Raw genomic sequence first — 16,922 nt, 5'->3', positions numbered from 1 at the left:
ATCGATCGAAAGAGGATTTCTATTTTGAACAGGCGTGGGGTGCAACATTATTGGTAATTGTTTGCGACCCCAACACCTGATTACATTAAAAATAATATAAATCAACCCCTGATTGGCTTACTTTTAATGTCTCTTCAAAAGGATCTATTTCACTTGTTCCTGTTTCGAAAATGACGTAGCTTTTTTGCGGATCTCCGAGGGACTCGCGTCTAAATACATCCTGCAAAAATGATATAATGCTTTGTGTGAAGTAAATCGAAATTCTTCAATAATATCTGCGAAATCGATTCTTATATCTTGTAAATAGGCCTCCACCTCTTTGGCTCTTTGGGTTTGTAACCATTTGTAAGCAGATTCTCCGAAAGTGGTTTTAAACTTTCGTTTAAAAGTAGATAAACTGCAACCTGTTTCTTTGGCGAAGTCAGGAATGCTATTTACCTTGTGATAGTTTTGAATGACTAAAGACCTGAAATTTTCATTTCTTCCCATAATAGGATAGAAAATTTGATAAATAGCTTCTTTAGAATAATGTTGGATGAATATGGAAATTAAAACTTTTCTGGATGATTCATTCACCAATTGACAAAAGGCGTCTGAGTCCAAAGAATAGCGGATGTATTCGAGGAACTTTAACAGATGGGATTCTATCGGAAAAGGTTGGAATCTATAATCAAAACGATTATTTTGATTTATTGAAGCCAGATTGATCTGTTTGCAATATATTTCAAGACCGGTAAAGCGATGAATAAGAATTTCACACTCTTCGTTTCCGGTTTGGAAAGTAGCGGAATATCCCTTGGGGATTAATTGTAGATTTCCTTTTTCGAAAATGAGGGTCGGATGGGTACTTAACGAAAGAGAAACCTTTCCGGATAATATAAAAAAAAGTGAATGTGAGTTCTGATTGCCTTTACGGAGAATAGTTTGATTAGCCGGAATTTTGTATAATTCAAATCCATTAACGATTTGAGAATTGTAATATGAACAATCCTTTTGATTACATAGGTTTGTATTCATAACCGATTTTGCACCTTTTGATTTATACAAAAGTATCAGCTTTGAGTGTTTTAAATGTATGAAAAGAGGTCAAATGATCTCATAATAAGCTCAATGTGATAAGTGAAATAAAAAGTTGTTTTTATGTTGCTTATTATTAATTAGTTATATTTAAATAAATTCTATACTTTAACTTTTCCAGAAACTCTTCAGGAGTCCGGTGCGAATAATAAATAGAAACAGTGGGGATTCGGTTATTTTTACTTACCAAGTAAGAATTTCAACTCCTGTTTCTGTTATTAGGATCGTGTTTTCCCATTGGGCTGACGCTAAACCGTCTTCCGTCAAAGCCGTCCATCCGTTGTCTTCATCGATAAAAATTTCATGGGAACCCATATTGATCATCGGTTCGATGGTAAATATCATTCCGGGAACCAACACCATGCCCGTTCCGGGTTTACCGATATGTTCCACTTCCGGTTTTTCATGAAACTGTAAACCTACCCCGTGTCCGCAAAAATCGCGAACTACGGAATAACCGTTGCCTTCGGCATGTGCCTGGATGGCGGCTCCTATATCTCCTAAAAATCCCCAGGGCTTGGCAGCGGCTATGCCTATTTCCAAACACTCTTTGGTCACCTTTACCAACCGTTGTAATTTCTTATCGACCTCTCCGATCATGAACATGCGGGAGGCATCCGAAAAATAACCGTTTAAGATAGTGGAGACATCCACGTTGATAATATCTCCCTCTTGCAAGATGATATCTTTATCGGGGATTCCGTGACACACTTCATCGTTAATGGAGGTACAGACACTTTTGGGGAATCCCTCGTAATTCAAGGGTGCCGGAACTGCTCCATGAGCAACTGTAAAATCATGAACCATGGAATTTATCTCTTCCGTGGAAATTCCCGCTCTGATATGTTGTGACACGTAATCCAATACCGCCGTATTTATTTCGGCACTCTTTTTTATACCTTGAATTTGTTCCGCGTTTTTTATGATTTTCCGGGGAGGAACAGTACAACCTAAACGTCTGTATACCTGTAATTTTTCTTCGAATGAAAGGCTTTTGAAATCTTTCATAGGTTGTAAACCGTTGCTTTTTTTGAATATCATATTTGCAATGTTTTAATAATTGTCCCGGAGAAAAAAAGACTCTGGAGGCAAAAATGAGATTACTTAAAAGTTTGTCGCTAAGGTACGGATTTTTGTTAGAGATTATTCCGTGTTGAATGGTAAAATAGAATAAAAAGATGTCCGGAAAAATTTTCCGGACATCTACCGTCGTGTGTGTTGATTATGTGTGAAGTGTTATTCTGAAATCATTACAACCAGATATTTTGTTTGTTTCCAAAATGCGTTTTCGTCGTTGATGTTTAATTTTTGCATCCCGTTTTCATCGGCTTCTAAAGTGTATGATTTGGCCGGATGAGCGGATAGTATTTTTGCTTTTTTAGAGTTCAGTGCGATTGATTTCGTTTCACGGATGTCGATGTTCTCAAATCTTGCATTCTGGGCCTGCGTGGAGACGATCGGCGGACAGAAGATTCCCTGACGTGAAATAACGTTAGCTGCTTTCAAGTTTTTTCTGCTGCCGATCAGGTAATGTCCCGTGTGAATATCGGCATCTTGTTTTGAAATGGTTTCTTTTTGAGAGGTAGACTCTTCCTGTAAATTGGAAACATTTTGGTTTAACTCTGCAATTTGTTGATTCTTTATGCCCAGTTCCTTCTCTTTCTCTGCCAATAAACGAGTCATTTCCTGTACTTTAGTTTTACTTTGATCCAGTTCTTCGTTTAAGCCGGCAATTAGTTTCTTGAATTGGGCCGATTGACTTTTATTTTGTTTTTCCAATTTGGCAATCTGATCCTTGTAGGTATTGATTGCTCCAGAGAGAGCGTTGATATCGTCTTTTAATTTGGTTATTTGCTCTTTGGTCGTGTTTGTTTTTTGGTCTTTAGCCGATTCCAATGCCAAAAGATGTTCTGCTTCGCGAATAGATTGCATTCCTGCCGTGATCTCGTTTAAGCCGGAGAGTATATTCTCCATCTCTGCATTCTGATTCGTGTTAACTGTGTTTAACGAGTCGTATTTGGCGACCAGGGTTTTGTATTTTTGCGAGCTCTCAACACAACTGCCGAGGAATAACAGAGAGAATATTCCGATTGATAAAAAAATCTTTTTCATGATTGTTAATTTTTAAGTTTACATTTATTCGTGCTGTTGTTCTTAGCACAAGGGGTGTGCCAAAATACTATATTTTTATTATGATGTTGATATACATGTTGTTATATATTTTTGTATTGGTACGTATAATTAAAAAAGTGAGGAATACTCGTTCCACACTGTGGAATTTCTCTACACGTTGGTTGGGGAGTGAAGGACGAAAGATTAAATTCGGTATAAAAACGGAATATGCTATTAAAGTCATCTTTTTTTTGTAAATTTGAAAAGTTGAACTATAATACAAGAGAATTATGAAAAGATCATTTCTTTTTTTGGCGGAAGGTTTTGAGGAGATGGAAGCGATTGCAATTGTCGACGTGTTGCGTCGAGGAGGTGTCGATATAAAGATTGTATCCGTCTCGGATCGATTGGACGTGAGAGGTGCTCATGGCGTGTCGATGGAAGCGGATGTCGTATTGCGTCAAGTGGCGGAAGAAGATGCGGCATGCCTGATCTTTCCCGGAGGTCTTCCCGGGGCGCAAAACTTATCGGATTCCCCTCGGTTGATTCAATTATTGCAAGATCATTTCGACCGGGGCGGACGTGTTGCGGCTATCTGTGCAGCGCCGGCTTTGGTTTTGAGTAAGCTGAAAACCGATAGAAAATATAGGATGACGACCTATCCGGGATTCGAAAAATACCTGGTCAACGTGGATGTTGTTGCGGACGGGGTTGTCGTTGACGGACGTATCGTAACAGGTAAAGGACCGGCTTTTGCCTTGGATTTCGGGTTGACGGTGTTGCGGGAAATCGTGTCTCAAAAGGCTGCTGACGAGGTTGCTCGGGGTATGTTAAGATGATTTTTTAAGTTTGACGATAGTGGATTGGTTTGCAGGACGGATGGTTAACGTCCTGCATTTTCCATGTCTGGATTTTCCAGTAGGAGTGGAGGGTCCTGAGATCGTGTCTTAAAATTTACGGTGGAAATGGCTATTTATTGTATCATGGGAAGGTTCGTGAAGGTATAATTATAACCGGTTATATTACAGTATCTTTAATATTGCTATGAGAAGCTTTTTTTTGTTTTTGTTGTTATTATTCGTAAGTGTTCAAGAAGGGGAGTGTGGGGAGAATGGTATTTTTACCGATACCTTGGAAGGTAACGTGGTGCCGGCCGAGCAAGCCATTTTGTTAAAAGAAAAACTGTATCGGGTAGGTAGTCTGTATAATAGTAAGAGATATTCCGAAGAAAAAGGAAAAATTGATTCTTTGGCCCATTTGCATCGGATCACAGAAGAGGAGAGGCAGTTAAGGTTGATAGCTTTGGGGCGTGAAATGGAAAGTTGTCGGTTTTTATTGAACAGGTATTCTTCTTTTTGGGCTTCCCGGGAAAGAAAAGAGTTAAGTGATAAGGAACGGGAGGCCTACGATCTTTTCGTAAAAGGGGATATACCGAATGCTCTTCGTGTTTATGAAAAAGAACCGGTTATAAAAAAAATCGAGGAGATAAAAGGAAAATTTGCACTTTCGGACGTGAAAATATTACATCGTTATGCGATGCTCTGTCTTTTTACGGGAGAAAAAAAGTATAGGGATAAGGCTTTGACAATCTACCGTATATTGGCTTTTTCCGATAAGAAAAGTTACGAGAATGCTTTTCAATATGCCTATGCTTTGGCTGAACAAAAAAATATGGAAGAGGCTTTTGCGGAAGCTAAGCGTGCATCGAAATTAGCTCGGACACCTGTTGAAACGGTTAAATTATATGCATTACAGATGTTTTTGAATGAGAGTGTAGGGAAAAAAAGGAGGGCTGCTGTTTTGCGGAAAAAGTTGATACGGGATTTGTATCGTATCCGGGATGATGCGGAGAAAGCGTCTGTATTGGCTGATCTTATTGATATCCAGATGTTTTTAAAAGGGAGGGGGAACGATGAAAGAGTACAAATGTATCGGGAAGAGATCAGAATGGGTGAGGAGTTGCCGGAATTTACTTCCGGATGTTATCGAACCGGATTGTCAAATTTGTATGAAATGTTCATGTCTCTCTTGATCCGGGAAAAAGCATACGGGGAGATGAATTCCTATGTGGATAAGTTGATTAATATCCGGGGAAAGATGGCTGAAGAGGATGAATCCGGATACGAACCTTTACGGAAAGCGATGGACTATACTATCCGGTGGTATACGTTATCCCGTCAATGGGATAAAGCTTTACCCTTATTTCAGCGATGGGAGATTGTGGCCCGGAATCTTTATGAAAAAAATCCTTCCGGTTATTCCGCCTTTTACGTGGAGAGTCTTTGTTTTATGGGTAGGTTGTACGCGGGGAAAAACGATTGGTTCAAATCGGACGAGTATTACCGGAAAACCGGAGAGGTTTTGAAAAAGTTGTTGGTGTGCGGTAAAGAAAGCTATTTCGGGGTGCTTGTTGCGTGTGAGCGGGATCTTGCGTCTTTTTTATATAAAGAAAAAGATGTGGAGGGTGTTCAAGAGATTATACCGGAGTTGTTGCAGCATGGAAAATTATTGTATGAGTCTGATTTGTTGAGCTATACTTCGCTTCTGTCCGATGTCTGTTTTTTAGGAGCAGAGGTGGCGTTGGTCATGGGAGATGCGGAGAATGCCCTTGTTTATTATAAAGAGGCCGGAGACCTGTGTTTGCTTCAAGGAGATGATATTTCGTTAAAAGCGGAAGATTATAGGCGGATTCTTTCCCGGCTGGGAGGGATATATATGTACAAGAAAGAGTGGAAAACGGCAAAGGATTATTTAGAAACGGCTTTGAATGGAAAGATTTTAGAAAGAAAATATGGTTCGGAGGATGAATCCGTTCATGCCGAAATATGGGCAAATTTGGCAACGGTTAATTTAGAGATGAGTGATAAGAAGGATGCTGAAAGATGTTATAAAGAAGCGTTACAAATTTACGAACGATTGTTTCTGGTGGATTCCGTTGGTTATGCATCTTATAAAATCACCGTTTTATTGAATCTGAGTTCGCTCGTTTTCTCGGAGAGCCGTTTGACGGAGTCTCTCTTTTACCTGCAAGAAGCTCGTCGTCTGGCTTCCGAATATAGCGTTATCCGTTCTTCCATTTATGTCCCTTATCGGATCGTTTCGGATATTTATTATGGTGTCTATCAGATCAAGACGGGTGAGGAACGGGAAGGGAAAGCTCTTTTGTCCCTTGCTTTGCGTGAAGCTCGGCAATACTCGGATAATCCTTTGATTGTTTATGTCATGAATCTTTACCGGGCAGGTAAGATATTGGAAAGCAGCGGGGGGCACTGAAATAGAAGTAAATTTGATTATTATACATACTATCCTCTTTTGAATACTGCCGTAAACATCCCCTCCGTATGAGATTCCGGTTCGGGCAGATTCGTTTTCCTCATGGCTTCCCGCGTACGAGGAATGCCGGATGCAACTCTTTCCACCAAGTGCATACGGGTAAATAAACCGAAGATTAGCGTGTTACGTGTCATACTCTTGTGCCCGAAATCTTTAGCCACAACAGGCAGAAGTCCTCCGGGATTGGAGATCTCTACCCGGTCGTCAAACATTTCTATCATCATGCTTGCACCCTGTTCATAGTAATCACGATGTGTTGAAGCGTTAATAATAGCTTCTTTAAATACGGTCAAAGGTATTTCCCAAATTTCCTCTCTCGGTCCTGTTCCTTCTATTTTATAAGCTACTTGAAGTTTGTTTTCCAACCAAGCCATGGCCTGTAAATATTGCTGGAACAATGAACCTCCGAAAGTTTTATCATCTATAATATAGACTTTATTTGTTCCCTTGAAAAGAACACATCTTGTGACAGCGTGCGGAAACTTTCGTTCAGGTTGTTTGCCGAAGAACATCACTGCCCCGTTTTTGCCATGGTTTAAGTGCACGAAAAAGAGAGTTACTTTTGTAACTCTCTCTGTTTCAGTGGTGCCACCAGGAATCGAACCGGGGACACAAGGATTTTCAGTCCTTTGCTCTACCGACTGAGCTATGGCACCATCATTAACGGGTGCAAAAGTAATGGAAATTCGGGAATCTGCAAGTGTTTTGTGAAAAAAAAGGAAAAAGCGGGAAAAATATTTTTTTTATAAGGCAACAAAATATAATATTCTTTTTGATTATTAATAAATTAGTTATATTTGTCCCGATAGAAGAAGATAGTTTTGTATCGTTGAAACCAAAGATATATCTCTACGTAACCTTCTACATGTATTATTAATTTTAATTTTTTTATTGTGAATATTTTTGTTGCAAAGCTAAGTTCCACTACCACCGGAGAGGACTTGCAAGCTCTTTTTTCAGAGCACGGAACCGTTTCTTCTGCTAAAGTAATTACGGATCGAGAAACTGGAAATTCTAAATGTTTTGGATTTGTTGAAATGGAGGATGAGACGGAAGGTTTCAACGCTATCAATGCCCTCAATGAAACAGAATTTAAAGGAAGAAAAATTGTTGTAAAAAAAGCCAGACCCAAAGAAGAGGGCGGCGATTCAAGAGGCCAGAGATATCACAGGGAAAGAAGATTTAATTCAGAAGATTGATGAATGAAGCGCTGTTCAACCCGAACAGCGCTTTTTTTAACTCTGTTTTTTATATTTTACTTTCAGATAGGCATACAGGACCTTGTGCATCAGATCAGCCTCCTTTAATTCTTCCTCGGAAAGATTCGGTGCGATTTCAATGGCATTGAAAACATCGTTTAACTGTTCGTCTCTGTCGATTCGCTCCCCGAAATGTTGTTCTATGTAGAACAGATCGGAGAGTTGCATGCGGGCAATGGACTCTAATGCCAGATTTCTGGCCATCAAAAGATTATCTTTTCTGTATTTTTTTAAAAAAAGTTCGATCAGGCTATCGGTAAAATAGTCGGCGAAATAGTGTAAAAGGATAATACGTTTTTTGATGCTTTCGTACATCTTTTCCGGGTGGCCGTTGATGCCTTCGCTCATGCCTAAATAGGCCAATTCGGCCATCTCTATGCTCTCTTCTTCTTCCTCGTCCAGTTCGAGCAGAAGCGTTTTATACAGCATGTCCGCAAATGCTTCCTGACGGGTGATCTCTTGGCTTTCGTGGTAATAATTCAGTCTTTCCGGAATGCTCCTTTTTAATAACGCGGATAACTCTTTCCGGTTGCCGTTTCTACTGTGTTGCTCTATTTCGCTTAAAATATCTTTCAGGTCGGACATGTTGATTTAATTATTTTTCTGTTGTATTGAAATTGGTCCATCCTTGCGCCTTTAACTCGAATTCGTTCCCGTCCCGGGAGACAAGGGTATATCCCTCTTCGGCTTTACAAGTGTGACCGATAATGCTGATGTCTTCGAGCGTGGTTAATGTGTCCAGGTATTCCAGCGGTACGGTAAATAGGAGTTCGTAGTCTTCTCCTCCGGAAAGGGCGCAGACCGTGGCATTCATATTTAACTCTTCCGCCATTTTATAAGTTTGGTAGTCGATGGGAATTTTCTCTTCGTATATCCGGCAGCCGACACCTGAGTCATGACAGATATGTAATATCTCGGACGAGAGCCCGTCGGAAATATCCATCATGGCGGTAGGTCTGATATTCTTTTCTTTTAGCAGGCGAATGATATCTCCTCTGCCTTCCGGTTTCAGCTGTCTTTCCAGTATGTATTCGTAACCGGTAAAATCGGGCTGTGCTTCCGGATTCCCGTTGTATACGGTTTTTTCCCGTTCCAATAACTGGAGTCCCATGTAAGCTGCTCCTAAATCACCGCTGACGCAAATCAGATCGTTTTCTTTGGCCGTGTTCCGGTAAACGATATCGTTCTCTTCAGCCTCTCCGATGACGGTGATGCTGATGCACATGCCTGTCTTGGAGGAGGTCGTATCTCCACCTGCCAAATCTATCCCGTAATGCTCACAGGCTAAATATATACCGGCGTATAACTCTTCGACCGCTTCCAAGGAAAAACGATTGGAAAGGGCCAGTGAGACCGTGATTTGTCGGGGAGTACCGTTCATGGCGAATATGTCGCTGGCGTTCGTTGCTACTGATTTGTATCCCAGATGCTTGAGCGGGGTATAGGTGAGGTCGAAGTGTACACCTTCGATCAGCATATCGGTACTCACTAAAACTTTTTTGTCTTTGTAATCTAAAACAGCGGCATCGTCTCCTACTCCTTTTATAGTAGACGGATTGTTTAATTTTATATCTTTTGTCAAGTGTCGGATCAACCCGAATTCCCCTAAAGTGGAGAGCTGAGTCAGTGGCTTTTTCTCGCTCATGTTATAAATTTTGTTTCAACAAAAGTAGTTTAAAATGATGAATGACGCAATAAACAAAAGAGTCGATTTTGAACCATAATATACATTTATCACGTAATAGATATTATCTACTCCGATCCGGTTGGGCGGGTGAGATTTTTTTGTACTTTTGCACGGATTGGTGAAGTGGATGATTTTCAATTCTCCATTTTTATTTTTTCATATTATGTAAAGTTATGGCTAAAGAACAAGACGAGATATTGAATGAGGTAACCGAGGGTGAATATAAATATGGTTTTGTTTCTGATGTGGAAACCGAAATGATCGGGAAAGGGTTGGATGAGGAGGTCATTCGGTTGATATCGGAAAAGAAGGGGGAGCCGGACTGGTTACTTGAATTCCGATTGAAAGCTTACCGCCATTGGTTGACAATGAAGATGCCGACCTGGGCAAAATTGAATATACCTTCTATAAATTATCAGGATATTGTTTATTACGCGGCTCCTAAGAAAGAGGAGAAGAAATCATGGGATGATGTGGATCCGGAGTTGAAAGCCACTTTTGACAAGTTGGGTATTCCGTTGGACGAACAAAAAACGCTTTCGGGAGTAGCGGTGGATGCTGTTATGGACAGTGTTTCCGTCAAAACGACGTTTAAGGAAGCGTTGGCCGAACGGGGGGTGATCTTTAGTTCGTTTTCTGAAGCGGTGAAAGATCATCCGGATCTGATCAAACGTTATTTGGGGTCGGTTGTGCCTTACCATGACAATTTTTTTGCGGCTTTGAATTCGGCGGTTTTTAGCGACGGTTCGTTTGTTTATATTCCCAAGGGGGTACGTTGTCCGATGGAGTTATCTACCTACTTCCGGATCAACGCGGCAAAAACCGGACAGTTCGAACGTACGTTGATTGTGGCGGAGGAAGAGAGCTACGTGAGTTATTTGGAGGGATGTACGGCGCCACAACGAGATGAGAATCAGTTGCATGCCGCTATCGTCGAGATCGTTGTGGAGAAGAATGCCGAGGTAAAGTACAGTACGGTGCAGAACTGGTATCCGGGTGACAAGAACGGCAAAGGGGGAATTTATAATTTCGTGACGAAACGGGGAATTTGTAAGGGTGATAATTCCAAGTTGATTTGGGCGCAGGTGGAAACCGGATCGGCTATTACCTGGAAATATCCGAGTACCATACTGAAAGGGGACGGTTCCGTGAGTGAATTCTATTCCGTGGCCGTAACCAATAATTACCAACAGGCAGACACCGGAACTAAAATGATTCATATCGGAAATAATACCCGTAGTCGTATCGTGTCGAAAGGTATATCTGCGGGGTATAGTTCTAATTCATACCGGGGAAAGGTGAAGGTGGTAAAGAGTTGTCAGAATGCCCGGAATTTTTCTCAATGCGATTCCTTGTTGTTGGGCGATAAGTGCGGGGCACATACATTCCCGTACCTGGAGGTCGCTAATCCGACAGCGCAAGTGGAACATGAAGCGACGACATCCAAGATAGGTGAAGATCAGATATTTTACTGTAATCAGCGCGGCATATCTACCGAGGATGCGATCGGGTTGATTATTAAGGGTTACGCGGGGGATGTTATCAACAAAATGCCCATGGAATTTGCGGTGGAAGCACAAAAGTTGTTGCAGATCAGTTTAGCTGGTAGCGTCGGATAAGAATAGGATGATCGAGAGATTAAGTGATTGAGAGATTTAATGATTGGGTGATTAAAAAACGGGAATTACGGGATCGATAAAAAGCTAAGATTATGGAAGAATTATTAAAGATAAGAGATTTACATGCCGTTATAGACGGAAAAGAGATATTGAAGGGAATCAACTTGGACGTTAAAAGGGGAGAGGTGCATGCTATCATGGGACCTAACGGGGCGGGAAAGAGTACCTTGTCGGCCGTGTTGACCGGACGGGAGTGTTTCGAGGTTACCAAGGGAGAGATTTGGTTTAACGGTAAGAATTTGTTAGAGTTGCCGGCGGAAGACCGGGCTCGTGAAGGTATATTTTTAAGTTTTCAATACCCGGTGGAAATCCCTGGAGTGAGTACGGTGAATTTCTTGAAGACAGCCGTAAACGAGCATCGCAAGTACGAAGGGCTTCCGCCATACCCTGCCGGGGATTTTTTAAAGATGATTCGAGAGAAGATGGCATTGGTGGGAATTGATAGTAAGCTATTGAATCGTTCTTTGAATGAAGGTTTTTCGGGGGGTGAAAAGAAAAAAAACGAGATTTTTCAAATGGCGGTTTTGGAACCCAAATTGGCGATTTTGGATGAGACGGATTCCGGATTGGATATAGATGCCTTGAGAATTGTTGCTAATGGGGTGAACAAATTGAAGCGGCCGGATAATTCGACTATTGTGATTACACACTATCAACGTTTATTGGATTATATCATACCGGATGTCGTACACGTGTTGTATGACGGCCGTATTGTAAAAACGGCCGGGAAGGAATTGGTTGCGGAGTTGGAAAAACACGGTTACGATTGGATAAAGAAAGAGATTGAAGAGTCTAAATAGACGTGGGACACGACGTCTTCCGGAATGGGGACTAAAATAAATGCAAATTACTGGGAATGGAAAAAATAGAGAAAATAAATAATGATTTTAAGGCTCTTTTTCAGGAGGGACGGAATTTGTTGAGGGAAGGGTGCGGAGAGATTATAAATCGGTACCGGGAAGAGGCTTTTCGTCGTTTCGAAACCATCGGAGGGATTCCGTATAAGACAGAAGATTACCTTTATTCGAACTTGCTTCCTGTTTTTGACCGGGATTATAAAGTCGTGTTGAAAAATATAAAGCAGGGAGTGGATCTCGGAGAGATTTTTCAATGTAATGTTCCAGATTTGGATACGAATCTGGTCTTGACTATAAATGGTTGGTTCTTCGATGGTAACGGTAAGCTGGAGCTACCGGAAGGAGTTGTCGTTTGCAGTCTGTCCGAAGCGAGTCGAAAGCATAAAGAGTTGTTTGAAACCCATTATAATCAATACACGAAGCCGGGCGAGAACGATAGTTTGATTTCGTTGAACACGGCTTTTGCGCAGGACGGAATCTTTGTTTATGTTCCGGATCGGGTGATAATGGATAAGCCTTTGCAGGTGGTTAATCTGATGCGGGCTAATGCGGATCTGATGTCGTTCCAGCGTAATTTGGTGATCATCGGTAAAGAGGCTAAGGCAACGGTTTTGGTTTGCGATCATACCTTGTCGGATGATTCTTTTCTTTCCAATAATACGACCGAGGTCGTTGTGGGGGAAAACGCCGCTTTCGAGTATTATCATGTTCAGAATCAGCATATAGAAGCATCTCAGATCAATAGCGTTTTTGTTTCGCAAAAACGTAATTCCCGCTATGATGCAAATGTTATTTCTTTATACGGAGGTTTTATCCGGAATAATTTATTTGCAGCTTTAACCGAAGAGGGATGTGAATGTAATCTGTACGGGATGTATCTTTCGGATAAAAAGCAGCATGTGGATAATTTCACGGCGATTGATCATATGGCTCCTCGTTGTACGAGTAATGAGCATTTTAAAGGAGTATTGGATGATGCTGCCGTGGCTAATTTCGCGGGAAGAATTACGGTTCGTCCCGACGCACAGCAAACAGAAGCTTACCAGGCTAATAACAATCTGTTGTTGACGGATACGGCACAAGTAAATACGAAACCTCAGTTGGTAATTGATGCCGACGATGTGAAATGCAGTCATGGTGCTACGGTGGGGCAGATTGATGAAGAGGCTATGTTTTATTTACGCTCGCGGGGAATCGGTGCGGCTGAGGCACGCATGATGATGATGTTCGGTTTTGCTCACGAGATTGTAAGACGAGTGAAGTTGGAGCCTTTGAGAGAAAAGATAGATGAATTGGTTGAAAAAAGGTTAAGAGGAGAGTTAACAAAATGTCACAATTGCGTGATGCATTGTAAAAAATAGGGGGATTATGTTGGATGTCTGTAAAATAAGAGAAGACTTTCCGATACTCGAAGAGAAAGTTTACGGTAAACCTCTGGTCTATTTAGACAACGGTGCGACTTCGCAGCGACCTCGTCGTGTCGTGGAAAAGATGACCGAGTATTATCTCCGTTATAATTCGAACGTGCATCGGGGAGTACATTTTTTAAGTAATAAATGTACGGATGCGAATGAGGAAGCGCGGGAGATCGTTCGGGAGTTTATCCATGCGGCTTTTGTGGAAGAGGTGATTTTTACCCGGGGAACAACGGAGAGTATTAATCTGGTGGCTCACTCTTTCGGAGAAGCTTTTATTCATGAAGGTGACGAGATATTGGTTACGGAAATGGAGCATCATGCCAATATCGTACCTTGGCAGATGTTGTGTGACCGGAAAAAGGCCGTGTTGAAGGTTGTTCCTTTTAAGGATAACGGAGAGCTGGATATGCAGGCTTTTTCGGCCCTGTTGAGTGAACGGGTGAAGTTGGTAGCGGTAGCCTATGTTTCAAACGTATTGGGTACGGTAAATCCGGTACGGCGGATAACAGAAGCGGCTCGCGGTTTCGGTGCTTACGTGCTGGTCGACGGAGCACAGGCCGTACAACATATTCCGGTTGATGTGCAGGACTTGGATTGCGATTTCTTTGTATTTTCCGGTCATAAGATATACGGGCCGACCGGAGTCGGTGTTCTGTACGGGAAAAAGAATCTGTTGGAAGTACTACCACCCTGGCAAGGGGGAGGAGAGATGATCAAGGAGGTTCGTTTTGAAAAAACGACCTACAATGAGCTTCCTTTTAAATTTGAGGCGGGAACTCCTGATTTTATAGGAATAATAGGATTGGGAGAGGCTATTAAATATGTGAATTCCGTGGGATTGGCCCAGATTGCCCCTTATGAACATGAATTATTGCGATATGCCATGGAGCGTATGCGGGAAATTCCGAATATCAGATTATACGGGGAAGCGCCTGAAAAATCTTCTGTCATTTCTTTTGGAATAGAGGGGATTCATCATTTTGATATGGGAACCTTGTTAGATAAGATGGGGATTGCTGTGCGGACGGGGCAGCTATGTGCCGAGCCGGTGATGCAGCATTATGGTGTTACCGGGATGGTCAGGGCTTCTATCGGAATGTATAATACGAGGGAAGAGATCGATAGGCTGTGCGAGGGAGTGAAAAAGGTGGAAAAACTTTTCCGGATGTAGTATATTTCCCGTTTTTTAATACATTTGTAATGTAAACAGAGAATAGGTAAATAAGAGGATCAAATGACAATAGAAGAGATAGAGCATCAGATCGTAGAAGAGTTTTCCATGTACGATGATTGGATGGATAAGTATGCTTATCTGATTGAGATCGGCACGGGAATGGAGTCTATGGATGAGGCTTGTAAAACAGATGATAACCTGATCAAAGGGTGCCAATCGAGGGTATGGTTTCACGCGGAAATGAAGGAGGACAAGCTTTACTTTGTGGCCGATAGCGATGCGATCATAACCAAGGGGATTGCAGGTTTGTTGGTGCGGGTTTTTTCCGGGCAGCGTCCGAAGGATATTGTGGATGCGGACTTGAGTTTTATCGATCAAATCGGTTTGACACAGCATCTTTCACCGACCCGTTCGAATGGATTGTTGTCTATGATCAAACAGATTAAGTATTATGCTTTAGCTTATTCGAAGGCGTAAAATCGGGGGGATTATGGGAAAAAGTTTAATGGAAGATTTGGTGATAGAGAAGTTGATGACCGTATATGATCCGGAAGTTCCGGTAAATATTTGGGAGTTAGGGTTAGTATACGGTATTGAATTTCCGAAAAAAGATGAAGTGATCGTAACTATGACTTTAACGGCCCCGGGATGTCCTATCGCCGATCAGATCGTTCAGGAGGTACATGATGTCGTTATGACGATAGACGGTATAGAAGAGGTTACCGTTAATTTGGTATTCGACCCGCCTTGGGGACCGGAGAAAATGAGCGAGGTGGCTAAATTGGAGTTGGGATTCGGAATCTGATTTATTCGAAAGATATGGAAAGAGGGTGGTTAAACACTCTCTTTGTTTTTAATAAGTAGTAATATGATTTTATCTTCTTCGACATTGGAGAAATACGCGAAAGAGACCGGTTTCGATGCTTGTGGTGTAGCTCTGGCAGGGGCCTTGCCGCGGGAAAAGGAACGTTTACTTGAATGGCTTGGAGAAGGAAAGCATGGCGGGATGTCCTACATGGCAAATCATATTGAAAAGAGAGGTGATCCGCGATTGTTGGTTGAAGGAGCCCGTTCGGTAATTGTCACACTGACCAATTATTATCCGTGTCGTCGACAGGCTGAAGGGACTCCGGTCTTTGCCCGTTATGCCTATGGTAAAGACTATCATTTTGTTTTGAAGGAGCGATTGCATCGGTTGTTTGCTTTATTAAAAGAAGAGGCGAATAGGTCCGTGAATGGACGCGTGTTTGTCGATTCTGCTCCGGTATTCGAACATGAATGGGCCAGGAGGGCCGGGTTAGGTTGGATCGGTAAGAATACCTTGCTTATTCACCGGAAGTGGGGGTCCTTTTGTTTTATCGGGGTAATTATTTCGAATCTGGAGTTTGATACCTATTCTTCCTCTTTCGAAAGTCGTTTTTGTGGAAATTGCAATCGCTGCGTGGAGGCTTGTCCTACGGGGGCATTAGCAGCCTATTCTTTGGATGCGCGACGATGTATTTCTTATAATACCATAGAGAATAAAGGAAATATTCCGGATGTCGTTCGGCAAAGAATGGGGATGCGGGTATTCGGGTGTGATATTTGCCAGGAGGTTTGTCCTTGGAATCGGAAAGGAATATTTAATGAGGTTTCTGAGTTTCAACCCGGAAAAGAGATCATGGAATGGACAAAGGAGCAATGGCTTCAATTGGATGAGAAAACATTCGAAACGCGATTCAGAGATTCTCCTTTAGCTCGTGCGGGATTAAATAAGTTGCGGGATAATCTTATGGATACGTCATTTTATGACTGAGTTTTGAGCTTGTCCCTTTAAATCGTAAGTATGGAATCCGAATTGTAAATTTTCCCCAATCTCCTAATCACGGAATCATTAAATCGCTAAATCATAGAATATTTCTAATTTGCAGTCTGAAATTTCAGATGTTTCCGGGGGAGGGAGGACGGGGCGATACCATTGCGATAGCCCGTGTCAATTGGGGAAAAGCCATTTTTTTTATTTCCAAACGATTGAAAAGCAGGTCGATGCGTTGGGAGGTGAATTTTTATTAAAAATTGGGGTAAAAAAATTTGGAAAAAAAGAGTATGAAATTATATCTTTGTCGCCGTTTTCAGAGGAAAATGGATTGACACCGGGTGAAGAGAGATATAACGGGAAAGCCGGAAAAAAGTTTGAAAAAAAAGTGGAAAAAGATTTGGAGGGAATGGATAAAAGGTGTTATCTTTGCGTCCGCTTTCGCCCCTAAAAAAGGCGGGAGCCGAAAGATAGACAGACGAGTTCTTAAAGATATTGAAGTGACAAAAAGCGAGCGTGGCTTTTGATGAC

The 16,922-nt window shown here is 41.8% G+C and carries 17 protein-coding genes and 1 tRNA gene; 11 read left to right on the top strand and 7 right to left on the bottom strand.

The genetic code is table 11. The features are described 5' to 3' along the window. Positions 1-144: 144 nt before the first annotated feature. The 3 genes from NVS78_RS11990 to NVS78_RS11980 form a co-directional block, all read right to left on the bottom strand. A complete protein-coding gene (locus tag NVS78_RS11990) occupies positions 145-1,017 on the bottom strand; it encodes a helix-turn-helix domain-containing protein (protein ID WP_286359390.1) in 873 nt (290 codons plus the stop codon). Positions 1,018-1,260: 243 nt separating this feature from the next. After that, positions 1,261-2,085, bottom strand: coding sequence for a type I methionyl aminopeptidase (map, locus tag NVS78_RS11985; protein ID WP_434802139.1), 825 nt, complete (start codon positions 2,083-2,085; stop codon positions 1,261-1,263). Positions 2,086-2,313: 228 nt separating this feature from the next. Then, positions 2,314-3,189, bottom strand: a complete 876-nt coding sequence (locus NVS78_RS11980) for a Cbp1 family collagen-binding glycoprotein adhesin (protein ID WP_286359388.1) — start codon at positions 3,187-3,189, stop codon at positions 2,314-2,316. Positions 3,190-3,479: 290 nt separating this feature from the next. Here NVS78_RS11980 and NVS78_RS11975 point away from each other — a divergent pair, with 290 nt between their 5' ends. Further along, positions 3,480-4,028 (top strand): DJ-1 family glyoxalase III, encoded by a 549-nt coding sequence (locus NVS78_RS11975; RefSeq protein ID WP_286359387.1) that lies wholly within the window; start codon positions 3,480-3,482, stop codon positions 4,026-4,028. A gap of 205 nt (positions 4,029-4,233) precedes the next feature. Next, a complete protein-coding gene (locus tag NVS78_RS11970) occupies positions 4,234-6,462 on the top strand; it encodes a tetratricopeptide repeat protein (RefSeq protein ID WP_286359386.1) in 2,229 nt (742 codons plus the stop codon). 29 nt (positions 6,463-6,491) lie between these two features. Here NVS78_RS11970 and NVS78_RS11965 read toward each other — a convergent pair whose 3' ends face one another. Beyond that, positions 6,492-7,034: an ATP-binding protein gene (locus tag NVS78_RS11965; RefSeq protein WP_286359385.1), complete on the bottom strand. Its 543-nt coding sequence runs from the start codon at positions 7,032-7,034 to the stop codon at positions 6,492-6,494. Positions 7,035-7,105: 71 nt separating this feature from the next. Beyond that, positions 7,106-7,178: transfer RNA gene (locus tag NVS78_RS11960), tRNA-Phe, on the bottom strand. 237 nt (positions 7,179-7,415) lie between these two features. Between NVS78_RS11960 and rbp the strand changes: the two genes are divergently transcribed. Next, a complete protein-coding gene (rbp, locus tag NVS78_RS11955) occupies positions 7,416-7,721 on the top strand; it encodes an RNA-binding regulator (protein WP_041502244.1) in 306 nt (101 codons plus the stop codon). Positions 7,722-7,757: 36 nt separating this feature from the next. Here the strand turns inward: rbp and NVS78_RS11950 are convergent, their stop codons facing one another. Together NVS78_RS11950 and thiL are read right to left on the bottom strand one after the other, a co-directional pair. Then, the gene (locus NVS78_RS11950; protein WP_286359384.1) at positions 7,758-8,366 is read right to left on the bottom strand and encodes a hypothetical protein; all 609 of its coding nucleotides are present in this window, start codon (positions 8,364-8,366) and stop codon (positions 7,758-7,760) included. A 10-nt stretch (positions 8,367-8,376) separates the two neighbouring features. After that, positions 8,377-9,426, bottom strand: a complete 1,050-nt coding sequence (thiL, locus tag NVS78_RS11945; RefSeq protein ID WP_286359383.1) for a thiamine-phosphate kinase — start codon at positions 9,424-9,426, stop codon at positions 8,377-8,379. A gap of 215 nt (positions 9,427-9,641) precedes the next feature. Here thiL and sufB point away from each other — a divergent pair, with 215 nt between their 5' ends. From sufB to NVS78_RS11905, 8 genes are all read left to right on the top strand, one after another. Continuing rightward, the gene (gene sufB, locus NVS78_RS11940; protein WP_286359382.1) at positions 9,642-11,087 is read left to right on the top strand and encodes a Fe-S cluster assembly protein SufB; all 1,446 of its coding nucleotides are present in this window, start codon (positions 9,642-9,644) and stop codon (positions 11,085-11,087) included. Between the two features lie 92 nt (positions 11,088-11,179). Next, the gene (gene sufC / locus NVS78_RS11935; protein WP_286359381.1) at positions 11,180-11,947 is read left to right on the top strand and encodes a Fe-S cluster assembly ATPase SufC; all 768 of its coding nucleotides are present in this window, start codon (positions 11,180-11,182) and stop codon (positions 11,945-11,947) included. 56 nt (positions 11,948-12,003) lie between these two features. Continuing rightward, positions 12,004-13,365 carry a Fe-S cluster assembly protein SufD gene (gene sufD, locus NVS78_RS11930; protein ID WP_286359380.1) on the top strand — a complete coding sequence of 454 codons (1,362 nt, stop codon included), beginning with the start codon at positions 12,004-12,006 and terminating at the stop codon, positions 13,363-13,365. 7 nt (positions 13,366-13,372) lie between these two features. After that, entirely contained in the window at positions 13,373-14,593 is a 1,221-nt protein-coding gene (locus NVS78_RS11925; protein WP_286359379.1) for an aminotransferase class V-fold PLP-dependent enzyme, read from the top strand. Between the two features lie 63 nt (positions 14,594-14,656). Further along, positions 14,657-15,073 (top strand): SufE family protein, encoded by a 417-nt coding sequence (locus NVS78_RS11920; protein WP_286359378.1) that lies wholly within the window; start codon positions 14,657-14,659, stop codon positions 15,071-15,073. 13 nt (positions 15,074-15,086) lie between these two features. Further along, a complete protein-coding gene (locus NVS78_RS11915; protein WP_041502236.1) occupies positions 15,087-15,401 on the top strand; it encodes a metal-sulfur cluster assembly factor in 315 nt (104 codons plus the stop codon). A gap of 63 nt (positions 15,402-15,464) precedes the next feature. Next, positions 15,465-16,391, top strand: coding sequence for a tRNA epoxyqueuosine(34) reductase QueG (gene queG, locus NVS78_RS11910; RefSeq protein WP_286359377.1), 927 nt, complete (start codon positions 15,465-15,467; stop codon positions 16,389-16,391). Positions 16,392-16,500: 109 nt separating this feature from the next. Then, the gene (locus NVS78_RS11905) at positions 16,501-16,842 is read left to right on the top strand and encodes a hypothetical protein (RefSeq protein ID WP_286359376.1); all 342 of its coding nucleotides are present in this window, start codon (positions 16,501-16,503) and stop codon (positions 16,840-16,842) included. Positions 16,843-16,922 lie beyond the last annotated feature (80 nt).

The sequence above is a fragment of the Gabonibacter chumensis genome (assembly GCF_024741215.1).
GTDB classification, from domain to species: Bacteria; Bacteroidota; Bacteroidia; order Bacteroidales; family Marinifilaceae; genus Gabonibacter; species Gabonibacter massiliensis.
Note: the sequence above shows the minus strand (reverse complement) of the source record. Positions and strands in the feature narration are given on the sequence as shown.